Source organism: Pseudomonas sp. B13(2017) (assembly GCF_002113245.1).
GTDB classification, from domain to species: domain Bacteria; phylum Pseudomonadota; class Gammaproteobacteria; order Pseudomonadales; family Pseudomonadaceae; genus Aquipseudomonas; species Aquipseudomonas putida_Z.
This window is the reverse complement of record NZ_NEJX01000019.1, coordinates 1-21633: the sequence shown is the minus strand read 5'-3', so window position 1 is coordinate 21633 and position 21633 is coordinate 1. Positions and strand designations below refer to the sequence as shown.

The 21633-nt window shown below is 63.0% G+C and carries 20 protein-coding genes; 9 read left to right on the top strand and 11 right to left on the bottom strand.

The annotated features are described in order from the left end of the window. Positions 1 to 146: 146 nt before the first annotated feature. The 6 genes from CAG44_RS21710 to pstS all read right to left on the bottom strand — a co-directional run bounded on the left by CAG44_RS21710 (position 147) and on the right by pstS (position 5337). Complete coding sequence (locus CAG44_RS21710) at positions 147 to 746, bottom strand: hypothetical protein (protein ID WP_085692962.1); 600 nt, start codon at positions 744 to 746, stop codon at positions 147 to 149. Next, a complete protein-coding gene (locus tag CAG44_RS21705) occupies positions 746 to 1444 on the bottom strand; it encodes a hypothetical protein (RefSeq protein ID WP_085692961.1) in 699 nt (232 codons plus the stop codon). The genes CAG44_RS21710 and CAG44_RS21705 overlap by 1 nt, the downstream gene beginning before the upstream one ends. A gap of 93 nt (positions 1445 to 1537) precedes the next feature. Further along, positions 1538 to 2299: a phosphate ABC transporter ATP-binding protein PstB gene (pstB, locus tag CAG44_RS21700; protein ID WP_031324478.1), complete on the bottom strand. Its 762-nt coding sequence runs from the start codon at positions 2297 to 2299 to the stop codon at positions 1538 to 1540. A 75-nt stretch (positions 2300 to 2374) separates the two neighbouring features. Further along, positions 2375 to 3268 carry a phosphate ABC transporter permease PstA gene (pstA, locus tag CAG44_RS21695; protein ID WP_024086822.1) on the bottom strand — a complete coding sequence of 298 codons (894 nt, stop codon included), beginning with the start codon at positions 3266 to 3268 and terminating at the stop codon, positions 2375 to 2377. Continuing rightward, positions 3268 to 4233: a phosphate ABC transporter permease subunit PstC gene (gene pstC, locus CAG44_RS21690; RefSeq protein ID WP_023661148.1), complete on the bottom strand. Its 966-nt coding sequence runs from the start codon at positions 4231 to 4233 to the stop codon at positions 3268 to 3270. The genes pstA and pstC overlap by 1 nt, the downstream gene beginning before the upstream one ends. Before the next feature lie 72 nt (positions 4234 to 4305). After that, positions 4306 to 5337 carry a phosphate ABC transporter substrate-binding protein PstS gene (gene pstS / locus CAG44_RS21685; RefSeq protein ID WP_025339575.1) on the bottom strand — a complete coding sequence of 344 codons (1032 nt, stop codon included), beginning with the start codon at positions 5335 to 5337 and terminating at the stop codon, positions 4306 to 4308. A gap of 289 nt (positions 5338 to 5626) precedes the next feature. On the opposite strand from pstS, the gene CAG44_RS21680 reads away from it, so the two are divergent. After that, positions 5627 to 6004 carry a hypothetical protein gene (locus CAG44_RS21680; RefSeq protein WP_025339576.1) on the top strand — a complete coding sequence of 126 codons (378 nt, stop codon included), beginning with the start codon at positions 5627 to 5629 and terminating at the stop codon, positions 6002 to 6004. Between the two features lie 289 nt (positions 6005 to 6293). Here CAG44_RS21680 and CAG44_RS21670 read toward each other — a convergent pair whose 3' ends face one another. The 4 genes from CAG44_RS21670 to CAG44_RS21655 form a co-directional block, all read right to left on the bottom strand. Continuing rightward, positions 6294 to 6527 carry a hypothetical protein gene (locus CAG44_RS21670; protein ID WP_085588058.1) on the bottom strand — a complete coding sequence of 78 codons (234 nt, stop codon included), beginning with the start codon at positions 6525 to 6527 and terminating at the stop codon, positions 6294 to 6296. Between the two features lie 108 nt (positions 6528 to 6635). Further along, positions 6636 to 7421, bottom strand: coding sequence for a 2-keto-4-pentenoate hydratase (locus CAG44_RS21665; protein ID WP_085692960.1), 786 nt, complete (start codon positions 7419 to 7421; stop codon positions 6636 to 6638). A gap of 306 nt (positions 7422 to 7727) precedes the next feature. Beyond that, complete coding sequence (locus CAG44_RS21660) at positions 7728 to 9071, bottom strand: MFS transporter (RefSeq protein ID WP_085588054.1); 1344 nt, start codon at positions 9069 to 9071, stop codon at positions 7728 to 7730. Positions 9072 to 9116: 45 nt separating this feature from the next. After that, positions 9117 to 10259 carry an iron-containing alcohol dehydrogenase gene (locus tag CAG44_RS21655; protein ID WP_075045552.1) on the bottom strand — a complete coding sequence of 381 codons (1143 nt, stop codon included), beginning with the start codon at positions 10257 to 10259 and terminating at the stop codon, positions 9117 to 9119. Positions 10260 to 10402: 143 nt separating this feature from the next. Between CAG44_RS21655 and CAG44_RS21650 the strand changes: the two genes are divergently transcribed. The 6 genes from CAG44_RS21650 to CAG44_RS21625 all read left to right on the top strand — a co-directional run bounded on the left by CAG44_RS21650 (position 10403) and on the right by CAG44_RS21625 (position 17147). Further along, positions 10403 to 11341, top strand: coding sequence for a LysR family transcriptional regulator (locus tag CAG44_RS21650; RefSeq protein ID WP_085692959.1), 939 nt, complete (start codon positions 10403 to 10405; stop codon positions 11339 to 11341). A 201-nt stretch (positions 11342 to 11542) separates the two neighbouring features. Continuing rightward, positions 11543 to 12418, top strand: coding sequence for a universal stress protein (locus CAG44_RS21645; RefSeq protein WP_085692958.1), 876 nt, complete (start codon positions 11543 to 11545; stop codon positions 12416 to 12418). Between the two features lie 340 nt (positions 12419 to 12758). Continuing rightward, entirely contained in the window at positions 12759 to 13985 is a 1227-nt protein-coding gene (locus CAG44_RS21640) for an MFS transporter (RefSeq protein ID WP_075045557.1), read from the top strand. A gap of 304 nt (positions 13986 to 14289) precedes the next feature. Next, on the top strand, positions 14290 to 16131 hold the full coding sequence (locus tag CAG44_RS21635; RefSeq protein WP_256575288.1) for a potassium transporter Kup: 1842 nt from the start codon (positions 14290 to 14292) through the stop codon (positions 16129 to 16131). Positions 16132 to 16236: 105 nt separating this feature from the next. Then, positions 16237 to 16692, top strand: coding sequence for a hypothetical protein (locus tag CAG44_RS28990; protein ID WP_178076938.1), 456 nt, complete (start codon positions 16237 to 16239; stop codon positions 16690 to 16692). 134 nt (positions 16693 to 16826) lie between these two features. Continuing rightward, complete coding sequence (locus tag CAG44_RS21625; protein ID WP_015270018.1) at positions 16827 to 17147, top strand: hypothetical protein; 321 nt, start codon at positions 16827 to 16829, stop codon at positions 17145 to 17147. Positions 17148 to 17609: 462 nt separating this feature from the next. Here the strand turns inward: CAG44_RS21625 and CAG44_RS21615 are convergent, their stop codons facing one another. After that, entirely contained in the window at positions 17610 to 19235 is a 1626-nt protein-coding gene (locus CAG44_RS21615) for a methyl-accepting chemotaxis protein (RefSeq protein ID WP_085692955.1), read from the bottom strand. A gap of 253 nt (positions 19236 to 19488) precedes the next feature. Here CAG44_RS21615 and CAG44_RS21610 point away from each other — a divergent pair, with 253 nt between their 5' ends. Next, complete coding sequence (locus CAG44_RS21610; RefSeq protein WP_085588034.1) at positions 19489 to 19887, top strand: tetratricopeptide repeat protein; 399 nt, start codon at positions 19489 to 19491, stop codon at positions 19885 to 19887. A gap of 188 nt (positions 19888 to 20075) precedes the next feature. After that, on the top strand, positions 20076 to 21320 hold the full coding sequence (locus CAG44_RS21605; protein WP_085692954.1) for a DUF1835 domain-containing protein: 1245 nt from the start codon (positions 20076 to 20078) through the stop codon (positions 21318 to 21320). Positions 21321 to 21633 lie beyond the last annotated feature (313 nt).

Genomic DNA, 21633 nt, shown 5'->3' with positions numbered 1-21633 from the left:
GCCGTGAAATTTTTAGAGTTATTTTTCATGAAAAATTACATGAAAAATTTCACGAGTCAAGCCGAAGCTGAAAATGGGAAGCCGCGAATGGAGGTGGGGGGCAACAAGTAGCGAAGAGGCGTAACCAGAAAAGTACCTTGAAGCCCTCAGGAAGCGAGGGCCTGCGAACGCTGCCGTACCGGCATTTCATAGCGGTGCGGTTGCTGCCAGGCCAGCTGTGCCTGGACATCGATTGCCGCATCCATCACTTTCTGCGCCCAGTTCTCATCCTTGGGGCACACCACCACCACGCGAAACCCGTGGTCGACGCCTTCCAGCCGCACGCCCTCGGAATCATCGACATGCAGGTCGATATCGAAGGCCGACGGCAACTTCGAGGGCGCATTCTCAAGCCCGTTCACGGCCAGGATATGCTGGTGCCGGTCACTGTTGACCACGCCATCGACGCGGATACCGTAGAGCATCAACCAACGGCGGATGTAGGACGGCGTGCGCCCCGACGAGGTGTAGATCCAGATGCTGCAACCCTGGCGGCGCAGGTCGCGGATCAGCGAGCGCGTGCCACTGCGCAGGGGTTCACCCAACCAGCGGTGGACGAACGCCGGCAGCTTGCTGTGCTCGGCGGCGGCGTGGTCGGCCTGGCAGGCGAGCGTGTCGTCGATATCGAACGAAATGCGTACCTGCGGGCGATTGAACGTGCGCTCGAGGGCTTGCCGCCCGCGCTGGAACAGAGAAGGGCTTTGCATCAGCGGCACCTCTCGCGCGCAGGCATGGATGTGCCGCCGAGGAAGAACTTGCCGGGCTCGGGCGCGTGCGCTTCAAGGAAAGCTGCATACTTTTTCTTGATCTTGGGTAGTTCGTACAAAGCCTTGACCCCATGCTTGGCGGAGTTGCGTATGACCGAGGACGGGTTGAAGTAACCCTCGGCGTTGTCCAGCGACAGCACGAATGGTGGTAGCCCCGCGCGCATCAGCAAGTAGCTGACAATGAGCGACCCTGTGCGGTTGTTGCCTTCGATGAACAGCTGCGGCTTGCTCAGAATTCGAACGTAGACACCCGCCGCACGCTTCCAGATCGAGTCGCTGCCATACGAGCAATACCAGTTGTAGAGGTCCTTGATGCCGCCCTCCACATTATTGAAAAAGTGCGCCTCGGTCGCCGCCAGGTGCGGGGCAAATTCCAGCCTGCGTGCCGGGTCGCTGCCGCACAGCACGGTGGCATTGATCTCCAGCATCAGGTTCAGCTGCTGCAGGTCGAAAAGGTCGACACCCCGGGCGACATAGTCGTCAATCAGGGCATAGCCTTCAACCACATTCAGCAGCACCTCGTCGGTGAATGGGTCCCGCGGTTCGGTGAAATGCTGGCTGAGCTCGGCAAAGCGGGCCTGCACCTCACACAGTGCGCGCTCTACCGCTGGCAGATCAAGACGACGCGTCGCTGGCATTGGAAATCCCTGGTAACACTTGGCGGAAGGTAATGCGGCCGGGTGTTGCAGCCTTCCTGGCTGCAACACCCGGCCACCTTGGCAGGTACGGCCTCAGCTGAACTTGCCGCTGATGTAGTCGGCGGTCAGCTGCTCACGCGGGTTCTGGAAAATCTGCGTGGTCGGGCCCATCTCGACCAGGTAACCGGTACGGGTGCCCTTGGAGATGTCGACCGAGAAGAACGCGGTGGTGTCGGCCACACGAATCGCCTGCTGCATGTTGTGGGTCACCAGGGCGATGGTGTAGTCCTTCTTCAACTCGACCATCAGCTCCTCCACCCGGCGGGTGGCAATCGGGTCGAGTGCCGAGCAGGGTTCGTCCAGCAGCAGCACTTCCGGCTCGGTGGCGATGGCGCGGGCGATGCACAGACGCTGTTGCTGGCCGCCGGACAGGGCCAGGCCGCTGACCTTGAGCTTGTCCTTCACCTCGTCCCACAGCGCGGCACCCTGCAGTGCGTGCTTGACTCGGTCGCCGATGTCGCCCTTGTAGCGGTTCAGGCGCAGGCCGAAGGCGACGTTGTCGAAGATGCTCATGGAGAACGGGTTGGGCTGCTGGAACACCATGCCGATGTAGCGGCGCACCACCACAGGGTCGACGCCCTTGCCGTAGACATCCTGGCCCAGGAAGTGCACATGGCCTTCGAAGCGGAAGCCCTTCACCAGGTCGTTCATGCGGTTGAGGCTGCGCAGCACGGTACTCTTGCCGCAGCCGGAAGGCCCGATGAAACCGGTGATCTCGTTCTTGCGGATCGGCACATGGCTGTCGCGAACGGCCATGAAATTGCCGTAGAAGATCTTGTCCAGCTTGCAGTCCATGACGATGGGGGCTTCGCTGACCACGGGAGCGGCTTTTGGCGCAGTGGATACGTTCAAGGTCGGATGCTCCCTTTCTCAATACTTGGGCTTGCCGAATACTCGGCTCAGAATGTTGATTACCAGCACGATCATCACCAGTACCAGCGAGGCCGCCCAGGCGAGCTCGAGCTGGTTGTCGAATGGCATGCCGGAGAAGTTGTAGATCAGTACGGCCAGCGAGGCCGTCGGGTTCATGACTGCCAGGTCGCCGTCATGCAGGATCCAGTAGTTGCTGAACAGCGCGGTGAACAGCAGCGGCGCGGTCTCGCCGGCGGCACGGGCCACGGCCAGCATGACGCCGGTCAGGATGGCCGGCAGGCCGGTGGGCAGGACGATTTTCCAGATCACCTGGGCACGGGTGCAGCCCATGCCGTAGGCCGCATCCTTCATGATCTTGGGCACCATCTTCATCGACTCTTCAGCGGTCAGCACGACGATGGGCAGCATCAGTACCGCCAGGGCCACACCACCTGCTGGCGCGGAGTAGGTGCCGGTGGTCATCACCACCAGGGCATAGGCGAATACGCCAGCCAGGATCGACGGCAGGCCGGTGAGCATCTTGGCGGCGAAGCGCGCGGCGTTGGCCAGCTTGCTGTCCGGGCCGAGTTCGGCCAGGAACACCGCGGCCAGGATACCGACCGGTACGGCGATGGCGGCAGCAATGCCGACCATGACGAAAGTACCGGCCATGGCGTTGCCAAAGCCCCCGCCCATCTCGAAGCCGGTGGGCGGCAGCTCGGTGAACACCTCCAGGTTGAGGCGTGCGCCGCCGCGGGTGATCAGCATGTACAGCACGGAAATCAGCGGCACGCTGGCCACCAGTGCCGCGAACCATGCCAGCGTGGTCAACACCAGGCTGCGCAGGGAACGGCCTTCCAGCTTGCGCTGCAGGCTGGGCAACGCGTTTGCAGGGGTGGTGAGGTTGGTCATCATTTATTACCCCGCTGGGCGTAGAGCATGATCATCGAGCCGAGTACGTTCACCGCCAGGGTGATGAACATCAGTACCAGTGCCGCGTACATCAGCACCTCGATCTCGTTCGGGCCGGCCTCCGGGAAGTTCAGCGCCAGCAAGGCCGCCAGCGTGTTGGCCGGGGCGAACAAGGACAGGGAAATGTTGTTGGCGTTACCCACCAGCATGGCCAGCGCCATGGTTTCACCCAGCGCACGGCCCAGGCCGAGCACCAGCGAACCGAAGATGCCGGTGGCTGCCGATGGCACCATTACCTTGAGGATGGCCTCCCAGTGGGTGGCGCCCAGGCCGTAGGCGGCCTGCTTGGTCTTCATCGGCACGCTGGTCAGGGCGTCCTGCGAAACGGCGGCGATGGTCGGCAGAATCATGATCGCCAGTACCAGCGCGGCAGGCAGCAGCCCTGGGCCGCTCAGGGAAGTACCGAAAAAGGGAATCCAGCCCAGCTCGCTGTTCAGCCAGGTGGTCAGCGGGCGAATGGCCGGGATGACTACATAGATCCCCCACAGGCCGTAGACGACGCTGGGGATGGCAGCGAGCAGCTCGACGATGGTGCGGAACACCGCCGCCAGCCGGGCCGGGAGGAAGTCCTGGGTCAGGAAAATGGCCATGCTGACGCCGAAGAAACCGGCGATCAACAGGGCGATCAGGGCGCTGTAGAGCGTGCCCCAGATCGCTGGCAGAATACCGTACTTGCCTTGGTTGACGTCCCAGACACTGCCGAACAGCACGTCAAAGCCGTGCTTCTCGATGCCTGGCAGTGCCTTGCGGCCCACTTCGTAGACCAGCGCGAAGACCAGCGCCAGCACCAGCACCACACCGATGCGTGCAAGCGCACGGAAGGTGCGATCAACCAGGAAGTCTTTCGCAGACGGTGGCTGGCACGCGGAGTCGGGGTTAGCCGGGATGGCAAAAGGAGTGTTCATTGGCAAGTTCCGGGACAGAGGGCAAACACACCCGGCATGGCCACCAGACCACACCGGGAGCGCCTGGACGTGTTACTGGATGTTGGCGGACGCTTTGCGTACCTGATCGACAACCGACGCTGGCAGCGGGATGTAGCCCATCGAGTCGGCGATCTTCTGGCCTTCGGTCAGGCTGTATTCGACCATTTCGCGCATGGCCTTGGCCTTGGCCGGGTTACCGTTGTCCTTGCGGAAGATCATCCAGGTGTAGGAAGTGATCGGGTAGGACTTGGCACCGTCCGGGTCAGGCAGCCAGGCCACCAGGTTCTCCGGCATCTGCACCGCAGCCAGCGCCTCGGCACCGCTCTCGGCGTTCGGCACTACGTATTGGCCGGCCTTGTTCTGCAGCTGGGCGAAGTCGACCTTGGCCAGCTTGGCGAAGCCGTATTCGATGTAGCCGATGGCACCTGGGGTCTGGCGGACGGTGGCGGTTACGCCATCGTTCTTCGGCGACTTGATGAACTTGTCGCTGGCCGGCCAGTTGACGGTGTTGCCTTCACCCAGCGCTTGCTTGAAGTCAGCGTTGATGGCCGACAGGTGCTTGGTGAATACCGCAGTGGTGCCGCTGGAGTCGGCACGCACGACCACGGTGATCGGGGTAGCTGGCAGTTTCAGCTCAGGGTTGGCCGCGACGATCTGCGGGTCGTTCCACTGGGTGATCTTGCCGAGGAAGATGTTGGAGTACACATCGCGTGGCAGCTTCAGCCCTTTGGGGTTGCCTGGCAGGTTGTAAGCCAGGACGATTTCACCGGCGGTCATTGGCAGCAACTGGACGCCTTCGCCGACCTTGGCGATTTCTTCGGCTTTCATTGCCGAGTCGCTGGCGGCGAAGTCGACGGTCTTGTTCAGAAAGTCCTGAACACCCGCCCCGCTCCCCTTGGACTGGTAGTCAACGGTGACACCGTCGGTTTCCTTGCTGAAGGCCTTGAACCAGGTCAGGTAGATCGGTGCCGGGAAGCTGGCGCCGGAACCGGTCAGGCGGACGTTCTCTGCGGCAAAGGATGCCGAGGTGGCGCAAAGAGAAACGGCAACGGCGAGTGCAGCAGACTTCATCAGGCGTATCATCGAAAAGCGCTCCGTGTGATGGCCGGCACACTTTGCAGCAGCAATGTTACAGCTTTGTGACCAATGAATGGCAAGCCGCACGGTAGAGCCGTCTGGCGGCGCCATCACGGCAACATCAGTGAGCAGAGCCCTGGACGGGTTCCTGTCTCAACCCTAAGGCCTCGATGTGTCGGTTGAATGACTGTTTCGAGTGGGCGACAGGTTTCCTGGCACCGCTGGTCGATTACCGGGCACTCGGGCGTTGCCGCGGCATTCAACCGCTCATGCAAACCAGACGGGAGTGAATGCCATGCCACGCGGCGACAAGGACAAGTACACCGACAAGCAGAAGCGCAAGGCCGAACATATCGAGGAAAGCTACGAGCACAAAGGCGTGCCGAAAGACCAGGCCGAAGCACGCGCCTGGGCCACCGTCAACAAACAGTCCGGGGGTGGCGAGAAGAAAGGCGGCTCGGGCAAGGCCACCTCTTCCAGCGAGAAGAAAACTGCCCGCTCGGACTCGGCCAAACGGGCGGCGAAGTCACGCCAGGGTCATTCCCGCACATCGGGCAGTTCCCTGGAAACACAGAGCAAGCAGAGCCTGATGAAGGAAGCGCGCAGCAAAGACATCAAGGGGCGCTCCACCATGACCAAGGCGCAATTGGTGGAAGCGCTCAAACACGCATGACACAAGCCCCCGGCCCGGCGAATGCAACGCGGTGCATGGCACCGGCTACGCCGGTGTTCGCGGGTGAACCCGCTCCCACATAGACCCGTGCAGGCTTCAATATCCTTGGGTAAGGCCATGGCCTCTACAGGAATGGCGCCAACCCTGGGCCAGGCGCGATTCCTGTGGGAGCGGGCGAGCCCGCGAAGAATGCAACGCGGTGCATGGCACCGGCTACGCCGGTGTTCGCGGGCACGCCCGCTCCCACAGGGACCGCATCGCACTCATGGTCCGCGAAGCTTCAACTGCATCAACCAATCCCGGCGATATCCGCCGCATCGGCATCCCGGCAACTGTTGCGGGACGCGCATACGAACTCCGCCTCGGCGCGTGTCGGGTAGTTGAAGGTCAGGCGCAGCTTTTCTTGTGTGTCATAAAGGTCATAACCCTCCCCTAACGTCGCGGGAAAGCCAAGACTACGCGGGTAAATCTCTTTCTTGAGCGGCACAGCGGGAACCACAACAAAGCGCGTCTGCATGTTCATCCCCCTCCCGGCAGTCTCTTAGTATTAGTACCACTACGGGAAAGCATCAAGGTGACTCATACAAACAATCGCAACGCCGTGGTTACCCGCGAAAAGGCTGGGGCATCGCTACAGCGTAAACAACAGCTCCTGGCCAAGATACCTGGCGCTAACCTGATGCCCTGTTTCGTTCAGGTCGAATGGCTGGCACATGGCCCCTGTAGTCACCACATCGCCTGCCTTCAGGGTCTGGCCACGTTCGGCGGCATGTGCATAAAGGTGGGCCAGCGATGCCAACGGGTCGGTCGCCGCATCGCCAGACAAGCCCCGCGCCCGCAACTGGCCGTCTACGTATACCTCGGTGGTTTCGGCCAGGTCAGCCAGCGACGGCACATCGATGCCTGCTGCCAGGCTGTTGCCTATCACCAGCGCTTCAAACCCAACGTTGTCCGCCACGAAGCTTGGCCACCCGACAATCTTGCGATCGACGAAGCGCGAGCGCACCACTTCGAAGGTGACGCAGGTAGCGCGAATATCTTCGCTGGCCGGCACCCGCCCAACCTGGGGTGGAATATCGCGATCCAGCACGAAGGCGACCTCGCATTCGATGGTTACCGGCGTAACGGCCGGCAACCGAATGTGCACACCACCAGCATGACAGCGCCCCGCCTCCAACTGGCCAATCAAGGGCCGGGACAAATTGGCCGCCCGCATGGCCGCGGGGCTGCCGACACCCAGCTTCCACCCGGCACGCTGGCCTGCGGCGACCGCAAACAACTCGTCCTGGCTGTCATAGCCCTGTTTCAACGTCTCGGGTTTGAGGCTGGCGGGCAGTTCCGCCAGCAGCTCACCGCTAAGCCAGTGCTGCAGCAACAATGCCGCGGTACGCTGGGGAATGAAGAGCGAATTGTTCATCAAGACCTCGTGATTGATGGGCGATGGCGGGCAACAGATGCTAGAGCGTGGCATTGATAAGGATAAATATATTGTCATGATGCCTGGCATCACAAACCGTTATGACTCCCTTGTCTCCGACAAGCCAGCGCCCCGAGGTACTGCGCATGACTGATAGCCAACGCGGTCGATGTGGGAGCGGCCTTGTGTCGCGAAAGGGCCGCAGAGCGGCCCCGGCGATTTCGCAATGATGCGAAGATCCTGGGGGCGCTTCGCCCCCCTTTCGCGACACAAGGCCGCTCCCACAGGTGTTGCGTATCCTTGCGATTACTGACCGGTACTCACCGGCTGTTTCAGCAGCAATACGTAGGCCATCGCCGCCACCGCCGCGACCGCCGCACTGATCAGGAACGCCGAAGCAAACGACCCGGTCTGCTGAATGCTGAACCCCGTCACGATCGGTGCCACCGAACCCGCAAGGTAACCGCCGAAGTTCTGGATGGAGCCAAACGAGGCCACGCGCCGGCTATCCACGACGGTGTTGGCAATCATCCAGGCGGTGGAGCTGGCCATGTTCACGCTGAACAACGCGCAGCACAGCAGGGCCACGCTGAGCATGAAGCCGCTGCCGAACGATAGCGGCACGGTGAAGGCCGCCGCCGCGAACAGCGCGCTCACCACTACCCGCTTGCGGCTACCCAGCACGCTGGCGCCGTTCTTCACCAGGCGGTCGCACACACGACCCGCCACAATGGTGCCCAGGGCGCCGAAAACGTAGGCCAGTGACACCACCCAGGCAGTCTTGTACAAGCTCAGCCCGTGCTCACGCTCGAAGTAGCCCGGCAACCAGGTCAGGTGCAGCCACAGCATGTAGATCACCCCCATGAAGCCCAGCACAGCGCCCCAGGTGCTCTTGTGCCGGAACAACTCGGCCCATGCCGCCAGTTGGGCCTTCATGCTCGGCCTGGCCGTTGCCACCGTCTGCTTCTGCGCCTGGGCCGCCAGCAGGCGTTCACGCTCCTCGGCAGGCAACTCGGCCAGGTAACGTTCCTTGCTTTTATAGAAGGCGAACCAGCAAGCGGCGACCAGGATGCCGAACACCCCGGTGACTATGAACATGCCTCGCCAGCCCCAGTTGACCATCAGCAGCGTCAGCAACGGCGGCGCAATGCACGGCCCGATACAGGTCGATGACAGCACGATGCCGGTCGGCGTGCCGCGTTTCTCGGCTTCGAACCACTCCGCCAGCGCCTTGGCCGCCGACGGGAACATCGGCGCCTCGCCGATCCCCAGCACCACCCTCAGCCCGATGAACGCGGAAAAACTGTTGATCAGGCCGGAGGCCGTCTGCGCCACCGACCAGCCCAGCAGTGCAGCCCCCAGCGAAATCTTGCTGCCCAGGCGGTCGATGATCATGCCCAGCGGCAACTGGGAAAAGGCATATGCCAGGGAAAATGCCGACAACAGAATGCCCATCTGTGACGGCGTGATCATCATGTCCCGCTGGATCGAGGTGTTGGCGATCGACAGCGCGCTGCGGTCGACGTAGTTGATGATGCCAATCACCAGCAGCAGGCTGACGGTGATGACCTGGTACTTCCTGAACGGGTTCGAACTCGCGATCGCTTCAGGCTCGCGACCAAGCTCGGCTTGCGCATATTTGGTAGTCATGGGCGTTCACTTTTGTTGTTATTGGTTGAACAGCGGATCAGTGAGCTACATGGATGCTTCAAGCAGCCACTGGTAGTCCTCGGCAGACGCTTCACGCGGGTTGGTGCGGTGGCTGTGATCGGCCAGCGCACCCTGGATGATGCGCGGGAACAGCTCCTCGCTGACGCCCAGCTCGCGCAACCCGGTCGGCAGGCCCAGCGCACGAGTCATGTGGCGGATCGCGTCTTCGATCTGGCCTTCGTCGGCCAGCCCCATCGCCTGGGCGATGCGTTGCATCTTGTGCTCGTTCAGCACCGTCTCGGCCTTGCGGTTGAAGGTGATGACGGCGGGCAGGAAGATCGCGTTGAGGGTGCCGTGGTGCAGCCGTGGGTTGATGCCGCCCAGTGCGTGGCTGAGGCTGTGCACGCAGCCCAGGCCCTTCTGGAATGCCAGGGCGCCTTGCAGCGAGGCGCTCATCATGTTGACGCGGCTATCCAGGTTGCCGGGCTCGCGGGTGGCGGTTTCGATGAAGCGCCAGGCACGCCACAGCCCGTCCAGGGCAATGCCGTCGGCGGGCGGGTTGAATGCAGGCGCCATGAAGGTTTCCAGGCAGTGGGCAATGGCGTCCATGCCGGTGGCGGCGGTGAGTTGCGCCGGCAGGCCAAGGGTCAGCGCCGGGTCGCAGATGGCAGCCTTGGGCACCACGTGGGGCGAGATCACGCCCACCTTGCGCCCGTCATCGAGAATCAGGATGGCGCCCCGCCCTACCTCGCTGCCGGTGCCCGCCGTGGTCGGCACGGCGATTACCGGTGCGGTTGCCGCCGTAATGCGGGCCAAGCCGCCTTCGATCACCGCAAAGCTTTTCAATGGGCCGTCGTGCCTGGCACACACGGCCACACCTTTGGCCAGGTCGATCGCCGAGCCCCCGCCAATGGCAATGATCCCGTCACAGCCACACTCCTGGAACATGGCAACTGCTTCACGCACGGCGTTCTCGTTCGGGTTGGGCGGCGTGCTGTCATAGATCGGCAATTGCGCGCTGCTGTCACTGAAGGTGCTCAAGGCCACATCGACGATACCGGCAGCACGCACGCCACGGTCCGTCACGATCAAAGGCCTGGTTATACCAATGCGCTCGCACTCGGCAGGCAGGCGCGCAATGGCGCCGATATCGAACTGGATCTGGGTGATGTAGTTGATCAGGGACATAGGGCCTTCACAGCCTCCTGGCGCTATTGTTATGGGCGGTTCCGCCGCACTGGATGCGACACCGTGCAGCGCCAGTATAGGAATGCGCGCCTGGCCATGGTATTGAGAACAATCCATATCGGTATAACCCGGACGCATACCAGATGACCCCTTCACTCAACTCGATCATGTCCAGGCTCCACGCCCGCCACCTGCGCCTGCTCATCGAACTGGACGAGCACCGCTCGCTGCTCGGCGCGGCAAGCAGCGTCGGGCTTACCCAGCCCGGAGCGAGCAAGGCGTTGCAGGAAATCGAAACCACCTTCGGCACGGTGCTGTTCAACCGCACCAATCGCGGGCTGGAGCCCACGGCTGCCGGGCACTGCGCCATCCGCTACGCGCGCGTGGTGCAAACGGACATTTCAAACCTGCGGCATGACCTGGATGCCATCCTGCGCGGGGTCGGCGGCCGGCTGGCGGTGGGGGCAATCATGGGCGCGGTGCCATTGCTGATGAGGGCGGTGTCGCAGCTGGCGAGCATCCAGCCGCAGATGTCGTTCGAGATCATCGAAGACACCAGCCAGTCGCTGCTGGCACAGATCGAGAGCGGTCGCCTGGACGTCGCCTTGTGCCGCACCAGCGTGAGCAATAGCCCTCAACTGTTTGCCAGCAGGTTTGTCCAGGACGAGACGCTGGCGGTCATCGCCAATATCGACCACCCGCTCAAGCACGCGCAAAACCTGAACCTTGCAGACCTGGCCGAGAGCCGCTGGATCGTGTACCGGGCCAACATGCCGATGCGGGTACAGCTCGAGCGCGAATTCCACGATGCCGGGCTGCGCTTCCCGTTGCACCTGGTGGAAACCACCTCGATCCTGGCGACCTTGTCGCTGCTACAGAACCGCCCCGACTTCGTGGCACTGGTGTCGATCGACGTGGCCCGGCAATGCGCGATGAACCAACAGGTGCGCATTCTGCCCTTGACCATGGGCTCGGTCAGCGACCCGTACGAGCTGGTCACCCGCAAAGGCAGCCAGGCGACACCGGCCATGGACAAGCTCGCCGAACTGCTGCTGCCGGGAGCCGCCCGGACTGCTACCTAGGCAGCTCGCCGGCATTGAGGTGGTGCGCATAAGTGGTCAGCTCGGGCTCGGTCCTTCACTCCATTGACGCATATCAAGCCGCCGGCCCCGGTTCGCGCGACGATGGCTGTCAGCAAGGAACGAATCGAAAACCGCCATGCGCATTGTGCTCAAGGCCATCGCCATCGATCACCGTGCGCGGCTTTGGACAAGGAGCCCCACATGAGCCCGCTGAACCACATACTGGTAGCCACCGACCTGTCCACTTCTGCCCGCAACGCGGCAGAACGCGCTGCGTACCTGAGCCAGGAGCAACAGGCATCCCTGGACCTGCTGTACGTTGCCAACCCGGCCCCCTTCGAGCGCCTGAAACAGCTGGTGGCACCGGGTGACGACCTGCTGAAACGCGTGCTGGATACCGCAGGCGAAAAAATTCGCGCACTGGCTGCAATGCTGTTCCAGCGCCATGACATCGCCGCTGGCGTGCAGGTCGCGAACGGCTCGGTGAGCACGGAGATCACCCGTGTGGTGCAGGATAAACGCAGCGACCTGCTGGTGTGCGGGGCGAAGGGCCAGAGCGTGGCGCGGCGCCTGCTGCTGGGCTCCACTGTGCAGAAGATGCTGAACCGCATGCCCTGCCCTTTGCTGGTGGTCAAGCAGGCGCCACGCGATGCGTACCGGACCTTGCTGGTTGCAGTTGATTTTTCGCCTTCGTCACTGCGCTCCATCGAACTGGCAAAAGCCATTGCCCCACAGGCCGAGATCATTCTGTTGCATGTGTACGAGGCGCCGTTCGAAGGCAGCATGCGCTTCGCCCACATCGACCATGACACGCTTGCACACTACCGCAATGTCATCCGCAAAGATGCGGTGAAGCAACTCGCGGCCTTGAGCGAAACCGCCGGAGTGGCAGATGCTCGGCAGATCGTGGTGCATGGCGACCCTGGCTGGCGGATTGCCGAGCAGGAACAAGAGCTGGAATGCGACCTGATCGTGGTTGGCAAGCAAGGGGAAAGCACGCTTGAAGAGCTGCTGATAGGCAGTGTAACCAAGCATGTGCTGAACGAATCCCAGTGCGATGTGCTGGTGTCGCCATAGAATGCAAGTGATGTGGAGGACGCACGTGTCCTCCACCGAAGCCTGTGCCATCTACCGCAGCGCCTGCTTCGCGGGCTCGCCCGCTCCCACATGGATCACGCTGGCCTTCAGGTTGTGGGCACGACCGTAGCGCCCTCAGTTTTTTCTGGTTTCAAGCACCACAGCATTCTCCCCTCCGACAGCGGGCGCTCTGCGCAGGGCGTTTCATCGATTGCGCTGATGATTACTATCGAGCGACCCGCATGTTGGCCTGGCAAAAGCGCCCCCTATAATCGCCAGCAAATTTCCCCCGCTCCTTGCGCCTGCTTCAGGCGACATCCCTCTCTTGGAATCCAATACCATGCCAAGTGCCAGCCAGGCCCCTAGCGGCCTCCCCGAACATGATCAACAAAGCGTCAGCCAGCAGTGGCTGGCAATCCTTTCGGTCGCCGTCGGCGCCTTCGCCCTGGTGACCAGCGAATTCCTGCCGGTGGGTGTACTCAACGATGTCGCCAGCGACCTCGGCATCAGTGCAGGCCACGCCGGCCTGATGGTTACCCTGCCCGGCATCATGGCCGCCCTCGCCGCCCCGCTACTGTCGGTGGGCATTGGCGCCCTGGACCGTCGCTACCTGCTGATCGGCCTGACGCTGATCATGATCATCGCCAACGCGGTGGTGGCCTACGCCAGTGACTTCAACCTGCTGCTGTTCGGCCGCGTGCTGCTGGGCGTGAGTATCGGCGGCTTCTGGGCGACGGCCATTGCCCTCAGCGGTCGCCTGGCGCCCAAGGGCGTGGGCGTAGCCCAGGCCACCTCGATCATCATGGTCGGTGTAACCCTGGCCACCGTGCTGGGCGTGCCGGTAGGCACCTGGTTGAGCGGCCTGATGGGCTGGCGCATGACCTTTCTGGTAACCGCGCTACTGGGCGTACCGGTGCTGCTGGCGCAGATCCTGTTGCTCCCGCGGCTCAACCCGGACAAGGCCATCCGCATCAGCGACCTGCCGGCCCTGTTCATCAACCCACAGGCGCGGGTTGGCCTGATTGCCGTGTTGCTGATCGGCCTGGCGCACTTTGCCGCGTACACCTATGTCGCGCCCTTCTTCAAACAAAGCTCCGGCTTCGATGGGCCGACCATTGGCTCGTTGCTGCTGCTTTATGGCGTGGCTGGGGTATTCGGCAATATCTTCGCCGGTTTCGCCGCCAACCGCAGCGTACGTCACACCCTGCTGCTGGTAGCGTTGATGATCGGCACCAGCACTGCCCTGTTCCCTCACTTCGCCACCGGCATGACCGGTGCAGCGATGCTGATCGGGTTGTGGGGCTTCGCCTTCGGCGCGTTCCCGGCCTGCGCCAGTATCTGGATGTTCGTCGTCGCGCCCAAGGATGTCGAACGCGGCATGCCGCTGTTCGTCGCCATGTTCCAGGTGATCATTGCGCTGGGCTCGTTCTTCGGCGGTCGGATCGTCGACCAGCTGGGCAGCTCGGTGCTGCTGAGCCTGGCCACGGCCCTGGTGGGCTGCGGTTTCGCTACGGTGCTGGTGCTGGGGCGTAACGTCAGCAACAGCCTGGCGGCGCAACCTGGCTGAGCAGCCATCGCCGGCCTCCTACAGGGACCGCGTAACTCTTGAAGTCTGCGCTGTACCTGTGGGAGCTGGCTTGCCGGCGATGGGCCGCAAAGCGGCCCCGAATTGCCTGACTGACAGGCAGTGGGGCGCTGGCTGATTTTTTTTACGCTCTTTTTACGGCTGAGCCGACAGACACAAGGAATACTGGGCGCGCGATGCTCAGGGATGGCATGCATTTCTACCCGCCAGTCCAGAGAAGCCCTTCGTGAGCCAGTCCACCGCCATCGCAAATCAATCCGTTCCCGGCAAGTCCAACCCCATCGGCATGCTCGTCGCCGCTGTCGGCGTGGTGTATGGCGACATCGGCACCAGCCCGCTGTACACCCTCAAGGAAGTGTTCGCCGGGCACTACGGCGTGCAGGCCAACACCGCCGGCGTACTGGGTGTGCTGTCACTGGTGTTCTGGTCGTTGCTCTGGGTGGTGTCGCTCAAGTACGTACTGTTCATCCTGCGTGCCGACAACCAGGGCGAAGGTGGCATCATGGCCCTGACCGCCTTGGCGCACCGGGCGGCGGCGCCCTACCAGCGCCTGGGCAGGATACTGGTACTGCTCGGCCTGTTCGGCGCCGCGCTGTTCTACGGCGACAGCATGATCACCCCGGCGATCTCCGTGCTATCGGCCGTCGAGGGCCTGCAACTGGCCTTCGACGGTATCGAACATTGGGTCGTGCCGCTGTCGGTGGTGGTGCTGGTGGCGCTGTTCCTGATCCAGAAGCACGGCACCGCGCGCATCGGCATCCTCTTCGGGCCGATCATGGTGCTGTGGTTCGTCGTACTGGGTGCACTGGGCTTGCACGGCATCGTCCAGCGCCCGGAGGTGCTGCAGGCACTCAACCCGCTCTGGGCGATGAAGTTCTTCGTGCTGCACCCGGGCATGGGGGTGGCGATTCTGGGCGCGGTGGTGCTGGCGCTGACCGGCGCCGAAGCCCTCTACGCCGACATGGGGCACTTCGGCCGCAAACCCATTGCCCGGGCCTGGTTCCTGCTGGTGCTGCCTGGCCTGGTGCTGAACTACTTCGGCCAGGGCGCGCTGATCCTCGGCGACCCGCAGGCAGTGCGCAACCCGTTTTATCTGCTGGCGCCCGAATGGGCCCTGCTGCCCATGGTCGGGCTTGCCACGCTGGCCACCATCATCGCCTCCCAGGCCGTGATCTCCGGTGCGTTCTCGTTGACGCGCCAGGCCATTCAGCTGGGTTACGTACCGCGCATGTTCATCCAGCACACCTCCAGCGAGGAACAGGGGCAGATCTACATCGGCATGGTGAACTGGGCACTGATGGTTGGCGTGGTGCTGCTGGTGGTCGGCTTCGAGTCGTCCGGGGCGCTCGCGGCAGCCTACGGCGTAGCCGTGACCGGGACCATGCTGATCACCACGCTGCTGGCCTCGGCAGTGGTGCTGTTGCTGTGGAAGGCACCACGCTGGCTGGCGGTGCCGATGCTGCTGGCGTTCCTGCTGGTCGACAGCCTGTATTTCGCCGCCAATGCGCCGAAGATCCTCCAGGGCGGTGCATTTCCGGTGATTGCCGGCCTTGCACTGTTCACCCTGATGACTACCTGGAAGCGCGGGCGACGGATGATCGTCGAGCGGCTGGACGAAAGCTCGCTGCCGCTGGACCTGTTCATTACCAGCCTCAAGGCCCAGCCGCCTCACCGCGTGGGCGGTACTGCCGTATTCCTGTCCGCCAGGCCCGAGGCGGTGCCTCACGCCTTGCTGCACAACCTGCTGCATAACCAGGTACTGCATGAACAGGTGGTGCTGTTGACCGTCGTGTTCGAGGACGAGCCACGGGTCAGCGCTGGCAAGCGCTTTGAGGTCGAGACGTTTGGTGATGGCTTCTTCCGCGTGAGCCTGCATTTCGGCTTCATGGAGGAACCCGATGTGCCGTTGGCGCTAAGCCGCTGCCAACGTGCGGACCTTGAGTTCGGCCCCATGCGCACCACCTATTTCCTCAGCCGGGAGACGGTTATTGCAGGCAGGCAGATGGGCATGGCCCGCTGGCGGGAGCACCTGTTTGCCTTCCTGCTGAAGAATGCCAACAGCAACCTGAAGTACTTCAAGCTGCCGCTGAACCGGGTGATCGAGCTTGGCACTCAGGTCGAGATCTGAACAGTCATGGACCACGATCCTTCTGTCAGCACGACAGAACTTGCAAAGCCGCTGCATGTCTTATCAGCACCTGAGCTCTACCTGCGCCGTTGGAGGCGAAACAACATGAGAAAAACCCTGGTGGCCGTCTTTGCGTGTGCTCTGGCATTCGGCGCAACGGCATTGTTACCTGCCGATATCTCGCCGATGGGTTCCGCGTATGCCAAAGGGGGTGGCGGTGGCGGTGGCGGTGGCGGCCACGGTGGTGGTGGTGGCCACGGCGGCGGCAATGGCGGTGGACGTGGCGCCGGCATGGGTGGGCACAATGGTACTGGCAATGGTGCGGGTCTCGCGGGTGATCATGCCAGCAAGGCTACGCGCGATCATGGTGTGAGCGGCAATCATTATGGAAGCTCACGCAACCAGGACAACGGCCATGGGACCACCACCTCAGGCATTGCCCAGTCCAAGGATACTCGCGGCTTGACGAAATCTACCGCTATCTCGGGGACTACGCCCGGTGATCATAATGCCAAGGGGCTGAGCGGCGCGGTACAAAACTCCTCCAAGAATGATCGATGAGGTGAAGGCTGCCAGGTGCTGAAAGGGCCTGGCAGCCGCTTCGTCGAACGGCTGCGCACTGCGGAACTTAAAAGGCAACCTTATGTCGTATCCGCACTCAAATTTCCCCCTGCGCCTTTTGGAGGCGAACAAACATGAAAAAAACCCTGGTAGCCGTCTTTACCTGCGCCCTGGCGCTCGGCGCAACTGCATTGTTGCCTGCCGATGTCTCGCCGATTGGTTCCGCATATGCCAAAGGTAATGGCAATGGCGGCGGCAAAGGTGGGTTCAACGGTAATGGCGCCGGCTACGAGAGTGATCATGCAGGCAAGGCCACCCGCAACCATGGCGAGAGCGGCAATCACTATGGAAGCCTGCGCAATGATGACAACGGCCGTGGCACTACCCGTTCCGGCATTGCCCATTCCAAGGAACACAACAAGGCCGGGCGCTCCTCTTCGAAGCATGATCGATAACTGAAAGCGCACATGGCGTGCCCTCGAACCGGGCGGTGCGGTTGATGGCACCGGCTGCGCCGGTGTTCACGGGTAAACCCGCTCCCACAGGTACAGCACATTTCTTCAGCTGGTGGGATCCCTGTGGGAGCGGGCATGCCCGCGAAGCAGGCGACGCGGTGGATGGCACCGGCTACGCCGGTGTTCGCGGGCGCGCCCGCTCCCACAGGTACAGCACATTTCTTCAGCTGGTGAGGTCCCTGTGGGAGCGGGTTTACCCGCGAAGCAGGCGACGCGGTGGATGGCACCGGCTACGCCGGTGTTCGCGGGCGCGCCCGCTCCCACAGGTACAGCACATTTCTTCAGCTGGTGGGGTCCCTGTGGGAGCGGGTTTACCCGCGAAGCAGGCGACGCGGTGGAAGGCACCGGCTACGCCGGTGTTCGCGGGCGCGCCCACCGCCACAATCTGGTGCCCGCCAGACCTCAAACCCTGAACCGCCCTACCAACGCCGTCATCTCCCCCACCAACCCTGACAACGCCTTGCTCGCCTCACTGGTCTGCTGCGCCCCCGCTGCCGAGGATGTCGACAACTCGCGAATGTTCAGCAGGTTGCGGTCCACCTCTCGCGCCACCTGGGCCTGCTCTTCGGCTGCGCTGGCAATCACCAGGTTACGCTCGTTGATCTCGCCGATCGCACTGTAGATACCCTCCAGCACCTGCCCTGAAGCCAGGGTCACGTCCAGCGTCGACTGGGCGCGGCTGGTACTGGCCTGCATCGAGGCCACGGCCGCTTCGGTTCCCGCCTGCACGCGCCCGATCATCTGCTCGATTTCCTGGGTCGACTGTTGCGTGCGGTACGCCAGCGTACGCACCTCATCCGCCACCACCGCAAAGCCGCGCCCGGCCTCGCCCGCACGGGCGGCCTCGATGGCGGCATTGAGCGCCAGCAGGTTGGTTTGCTCGGACACCGAGCGAATCACCTCCAGCACCTTGCCGATGTCCCGTACCTGCCCGACCAGTTGCTGCAGATGCGCGCTGCTGGCCTGGATCTCCCGAGTCATGGCCTCGGTGCCGTCGATGTTGTCGCTGACTTGCCGGCGGCTTTGCGCTGCCAGCTGGTTGGATTCGCTGGTGGTCTGCGAGGTAGTGATGGCATTGCGCGCAACCTCCTCCACGGCCGTGGTCATTTCGGTGACGGCGGTGGCGGCCTGCTCCAGCTCCTGGCCCTGCTGGCGCAGGTTGTTGGCACTTTCCTCGGTGACGGTATTCAGCGCCGTGGCGGCTGCGTCCAGTTGCCTGGCACAGCTGCTGATCTGCCCCAGGGTGTCGCGCTGGCTCTGCTGCATGCGTTCAAGTTCATGGAACAGCTGGCCGATCTCGTTACCGCCCTGCCCCTGCACCGGCACGCTCAGGTCGCCACCGGCAATGCGCTGGAAGTGCCGACCAGCTTCGCGTAGCGGGTGCAGCACGCGCTGGGCAACAAAGGCCCAGCACAGCGCCGCCAACAACAGCGTCACGCCCAGCAGCCCCAGGCTCAGCAATTGCGCGCGCGCCAGGCGCCGGTCGGATTCCAGCATGATCTGCTGACCGCGCTCACTCAATGCGCCGACCAGTTGCTGGCGCAGCGCCTGCAGCCGGCCCATGGCGTTGCCGGCGTCGGTGTTGACCTTGAAATACTGCTCGAGCGAACGTTGACGGGTTGCCTCACGCTGCCCGGCGACCGCCTTGGCATACTCGCCATAGGTGGCCTGCAGCGCGGTTGCCAGTGCGTGCAGCGCAGGCTCGCGGGCGTTTTCGACAAACTCGTCCACCAGCTTCTGGCTCTTGTCGTTCAGCTCGACCGACAGCGCCATGCGCTTGCTGGCGCTTTCCTCATGGCCACCCAGCTGCTCGATGAAGCCCGAGGACACATTGGCACTGGCGCGAATCGCCATCAGCAACGCATTGTTCAACCGGTCCGACTGGTGCGCAGTCTGGTCCAGTTCGGTGATCTGCTGGTCACTGCCCACCGCCGCCCGCCATGCACTGACGGTGGAAAACAGCAGGGTCACGCTGAACAGCGACAGCACCCAGAACATTCCGGTGCGGATCTTCAGGTTGGCAAGCATGCGGGCAGTACTCCTTGTTGGCACCACTTCTGGTCGATGATTCGACGGTGGGTGTGCTGCTATCGGAGGTACTGCCCCAGGCTTGAGGCGCCGGAGTGCGGTTATGGGCGGTAACCGAACAGATGTTGTCGAGACAAAGACCGGGCAACAGGCAACAAATCGCCCAGGCGGGAACTTCAGCGCTCCAATTCGGTCGATAGCATCCCCTCGCCCTCCAACCGGGCCTGCCCAAGCCCTGCCGAGTCTACCGCCGATGTCCAGTACACCTGTTCTGTCAGCCCTGCTCCTGTTGTTCAGCGCAATCACGGCACAGGGCGCACTGGCCGGCGAACGCTACGCGCCCGCACGCAGCAACAATGCCTCGACGGTGCTGATCGAAACCGCCTCGCAACAGTATGCCGACGGCCAACTGGACCAGGCGGCGGCCACCCTGGAGCGTGCGCTGCACATTCAGCCGAACAACCCGGCAACGCTGCACTACCTTGGCGTTTTGCGCCTTCAGCAAGGGCAGTATGAACAGGCCGAAACCCTGGCGCTTCGCTCCAACCTGCGTGTTGGCAACAATCACGCACTGCGCAGCCGCAACCTGCAGCTGATAGAAGCCGCGCACAAAGCCCAGGGCTCGGGCATGCTGCCGACGGCTGCACACTGACGGCGATCAGACGCTGCGCGTCAGGCCACCATCGACCGCTTTGCACCCACGCGCATTACCCGGTAAAGTCGGCGCCAGGGCGCTGGCTGCGCCTGCGGTCCGCGCCAAGGGGTTTCCCGAGCCATGCGTCATCACATTCCCATACCAGCTCCCGGCTTGTCGGCGGACCGAGCCCCAAAGGAGTTGGCATGCCCGCCATCAATGCATCCCGCCACCACGGCCTGCTCGACCTGCCCGCCTTGCGCAAACGCGCCAAACGCTTGCTCACCGCCCTGAAAAACCACGAGGCCGGCGACACTCGCGAGCAGCTACGCGCGCTCGGCCTGCCTGGCCCTGACTACCGGCTTGCCGATACCCAATGGCTGGTGGCCCGCGAGGCCGGCTTTGCCAGCTGGCCCAAGCTCAAGGCCCATGCCGATGCTGTCGCTTTCGCGGCACGCCACCCTGGCTTCACCGCCGATGACGAGGCAGCCGTGCAGCATTGGCGCTGCGGCAACGACATCGCCCACAGCTTGCGCACGGCCGGTTTTGCCGGTGCCTTCCAGATGTTCGAGGACCCCATGGTCATGGGGCCCGTCTGCGCACTGCCCGAGGAGCAGTATTGGCAGGCTCGGGCCGCTTACATACAGCAGGCGTTCAACCTGAGCATTCAGGACGTTGAGCAACGACAAGCGGCACAGCGCACCGCCCTGGCCGGGTTGAACAGCGACAGCAAGATCGTGCTGTGGTGCGAGGGTGACGCTTACGACCAGCTGTTCCTGATCCGCGTACTCGCCAGCCTGCCCAGCCTGCCGCGCCGCCTGGAGCTGATCGAAATCACCCAGGTACCTGGCGTCGAGCGCTTCATCGGTATCGGCCAGCTGGCCCCGGACCTGCTCGCCTGGCTATGGCCACAACGTCGCGCGTTGGGTGAGGACGTGCTGGCTCTGGCCCGCCATGCATGGGCAGCCTATACCGCGCCTGCCCCAAGGGCCTGGGCTGTCCTGGCGGGCATCCAGCATGCGGCCTTGCCGTTGCTGAGCCGGGCCCTTGCGCGGCAACTTCAGGAACTACCGGGGGCGAACGACGGCTTGAGCCTCACCGAGCGCCTGTTGTTGCGCGTTCTGGCGTCACGCGGCGAACTGCCGGCCGGACGTGTGTTTGCCCAGTTGATGATGCAGGATGAACCGCTGCCTTACCTGGGCGACATGATGTTCCATGTTTTGCTGCAGCCCCTGATCCATGCACCGCACCCGCTGCTGCTGGAAGGCCCGGGCGAGTCTTGGGCGCAACGGCCGTTGCGGCTGACCGCACTTGCCGAGCAGGTGCTCGCGGGGCAGGCGCATTGGCTTGACCACAACCCTGCGCAGCGCTGGGTGGGTGGAGTGCTTATCAATGCCGCGGACAGGCCCTGGGTGGTCAGCGAACAAGGCGAAGTGTGGCAGCGCAAATAGCCCGCTCAAGCCTGATCAAGTAACGCGGTGGATGGCACCGGCGTTGCCGGTGTTCGCGGGCATGCCCGCTCCCACAGGAACCGAGGATATCCGAAAACAGCGCCATACCTGTGGAAGCGACTGCGCCCGCGAAGCAGGCGACGCGATCTATGGCACCGGCAAGTCAGCTCTCATGGAACTACCCATAACTCATTGCATCAACAGGGACCCCGTGGGAGATTCTATGGTTGTGGGCAATGCTTTTTGCCCCCTTTGCTCATGTATTCGCCTTGAGTCTTCATCAAGGCGAATGCAATTCTGGCCAGCTTTCGGG

Coding starts and splice junctions, on each gene's coding strand:
- CAG44_RS21705 (WP_085692961.1), bottom strand. CDS start 1,444: ATGCCAGCGACGCGTCGTCTTGATCTGCCAGCGGTAGAGCGCGCACTG.
- CAG44_RS21645 (WP_085692958.1), top strand. CDS start 11,543: ATGAGCCCGCTGAACCACATACTGGTAGCCACCGACCTGTCCACTTCT.
- CAG44_RS28990 (WP_178076938.1), top strand. CDS start 16,237: ATGAGAAAAACCCTGGTGGCCGTCTTTGCGTGTGCTCTGGCATTCGGC.
- CAG44_RS21655 (WP_075045552.1), bottom strand. CDS start 10,259: ATGTCCCTGATCAACTACATCACCCAGATCCAGTTCGATATCGGCGCC.
- CAG44_RS21625 (WP_015270018.1), top strand. CDS start 16,827: ATGAAAAAAACCCTGGTAGCCGTCTTTACCTGCGCCCTGGCGCTCGGC.
- pstA (WP_024086822.1), bottom strand. CDS start 3,268: ATGACCAACCTCACCACCCCTGCAAACGCGTTGCCCAGCCTGCAGCGC.
- pstC (WP_023661148.1), bottom strand. CDS start 4,233: ATGAACACTCCTTTTGCCATCCCGGCTAACCCCGACTCCGCGTGCCAG.
- CAG44_RS21615 (WP_085692955.1), bottom strand. CDS start 19,235: ATGCTTGCCAACCTGAAGATCCGCACCGGAATGTTCTGGGTGCTGTCG.
- CAG44_RS21660 (WP_085588054.1), bottom strand. CDS start 9,071: ATGACTACCAAATATGCGCAAGCCGAGCTTGGTCGCGAGCCTGAAGCG.
- CAG44_RS21670 (WP_085588058.1), bottom strand. CDS start 6,527: ATGAACATGCAGACGCGCTTTGTTGTGGTTCCCGCTGTGCCGCTCAAG.
- pstB (WP_031324478.1), bottom strand. CDS start 2,299: ATGGACTGCAAGCTGGACAAGATCTTCTACGGCAATTTCATGGCCGTT.
- CAG44_RS21610 (WP_085588034.1), top strand. CDS start 19,489: ATGTCCAGTACACCTGTTCTGTCAGCCCTGCTCCTGTTGTTCAGCGCA.
- CAG44_RS21605 (WP_085692954.1), top strand. CDS start 20,076: ATGCCCGCCATCAATGCATCCCGCCACCACGGCCTGCTCGACCTGCCC.
- CAG44_RS21710 (WP_085692962.1), bottom strand. CDS start 746: ATGCAAAGCCCTTCTCTGTTCCAGCGCGGGCGGCAAGCCCTCGAGCGC.
- CAG44_RS21680 (WP_025339576.1), top strand. CDS start 5,627: ATGCCACGCGGCGACAAGGACAAGTACACCGACAAGCAGAAGCGCAAG.
- CAG44_RS21640 (WP_075045557.1), top strand. CDS start 12,759: ATGCCAAGTGCCAGCCAGGCCCCTAGCGGCCTCCCCGAACATGATCAA.
- CAG44_RS21635 (WP_256575288.1), top strand. CDS start 14,290: ATGCTCGTCGCCGCTGTCGGCGTGGTGTATGGCGACATCGGCACCAGC.
- CAG44_RS21665 (WP_085692960.1), bottom strand. CDS start 7,421: ATGAACAATTCGCTCTTCATTCCCCAGCGTACCGCGGCATTGTTGCTG.
- pstS (WP_025339575.1), bottom strand. CDS start 5,337: ATGATACGCCTGATGAAGTCTGCTGCACTCGCCGTTGCCGTTTCTCTT.
- CAG44_RS21650 (WP_085692959.1), top strand. CDS start 10,403: ATGACCCCTTCACTCAACTCGATCATGTCCAGGCTCCACGCCCGCCAC.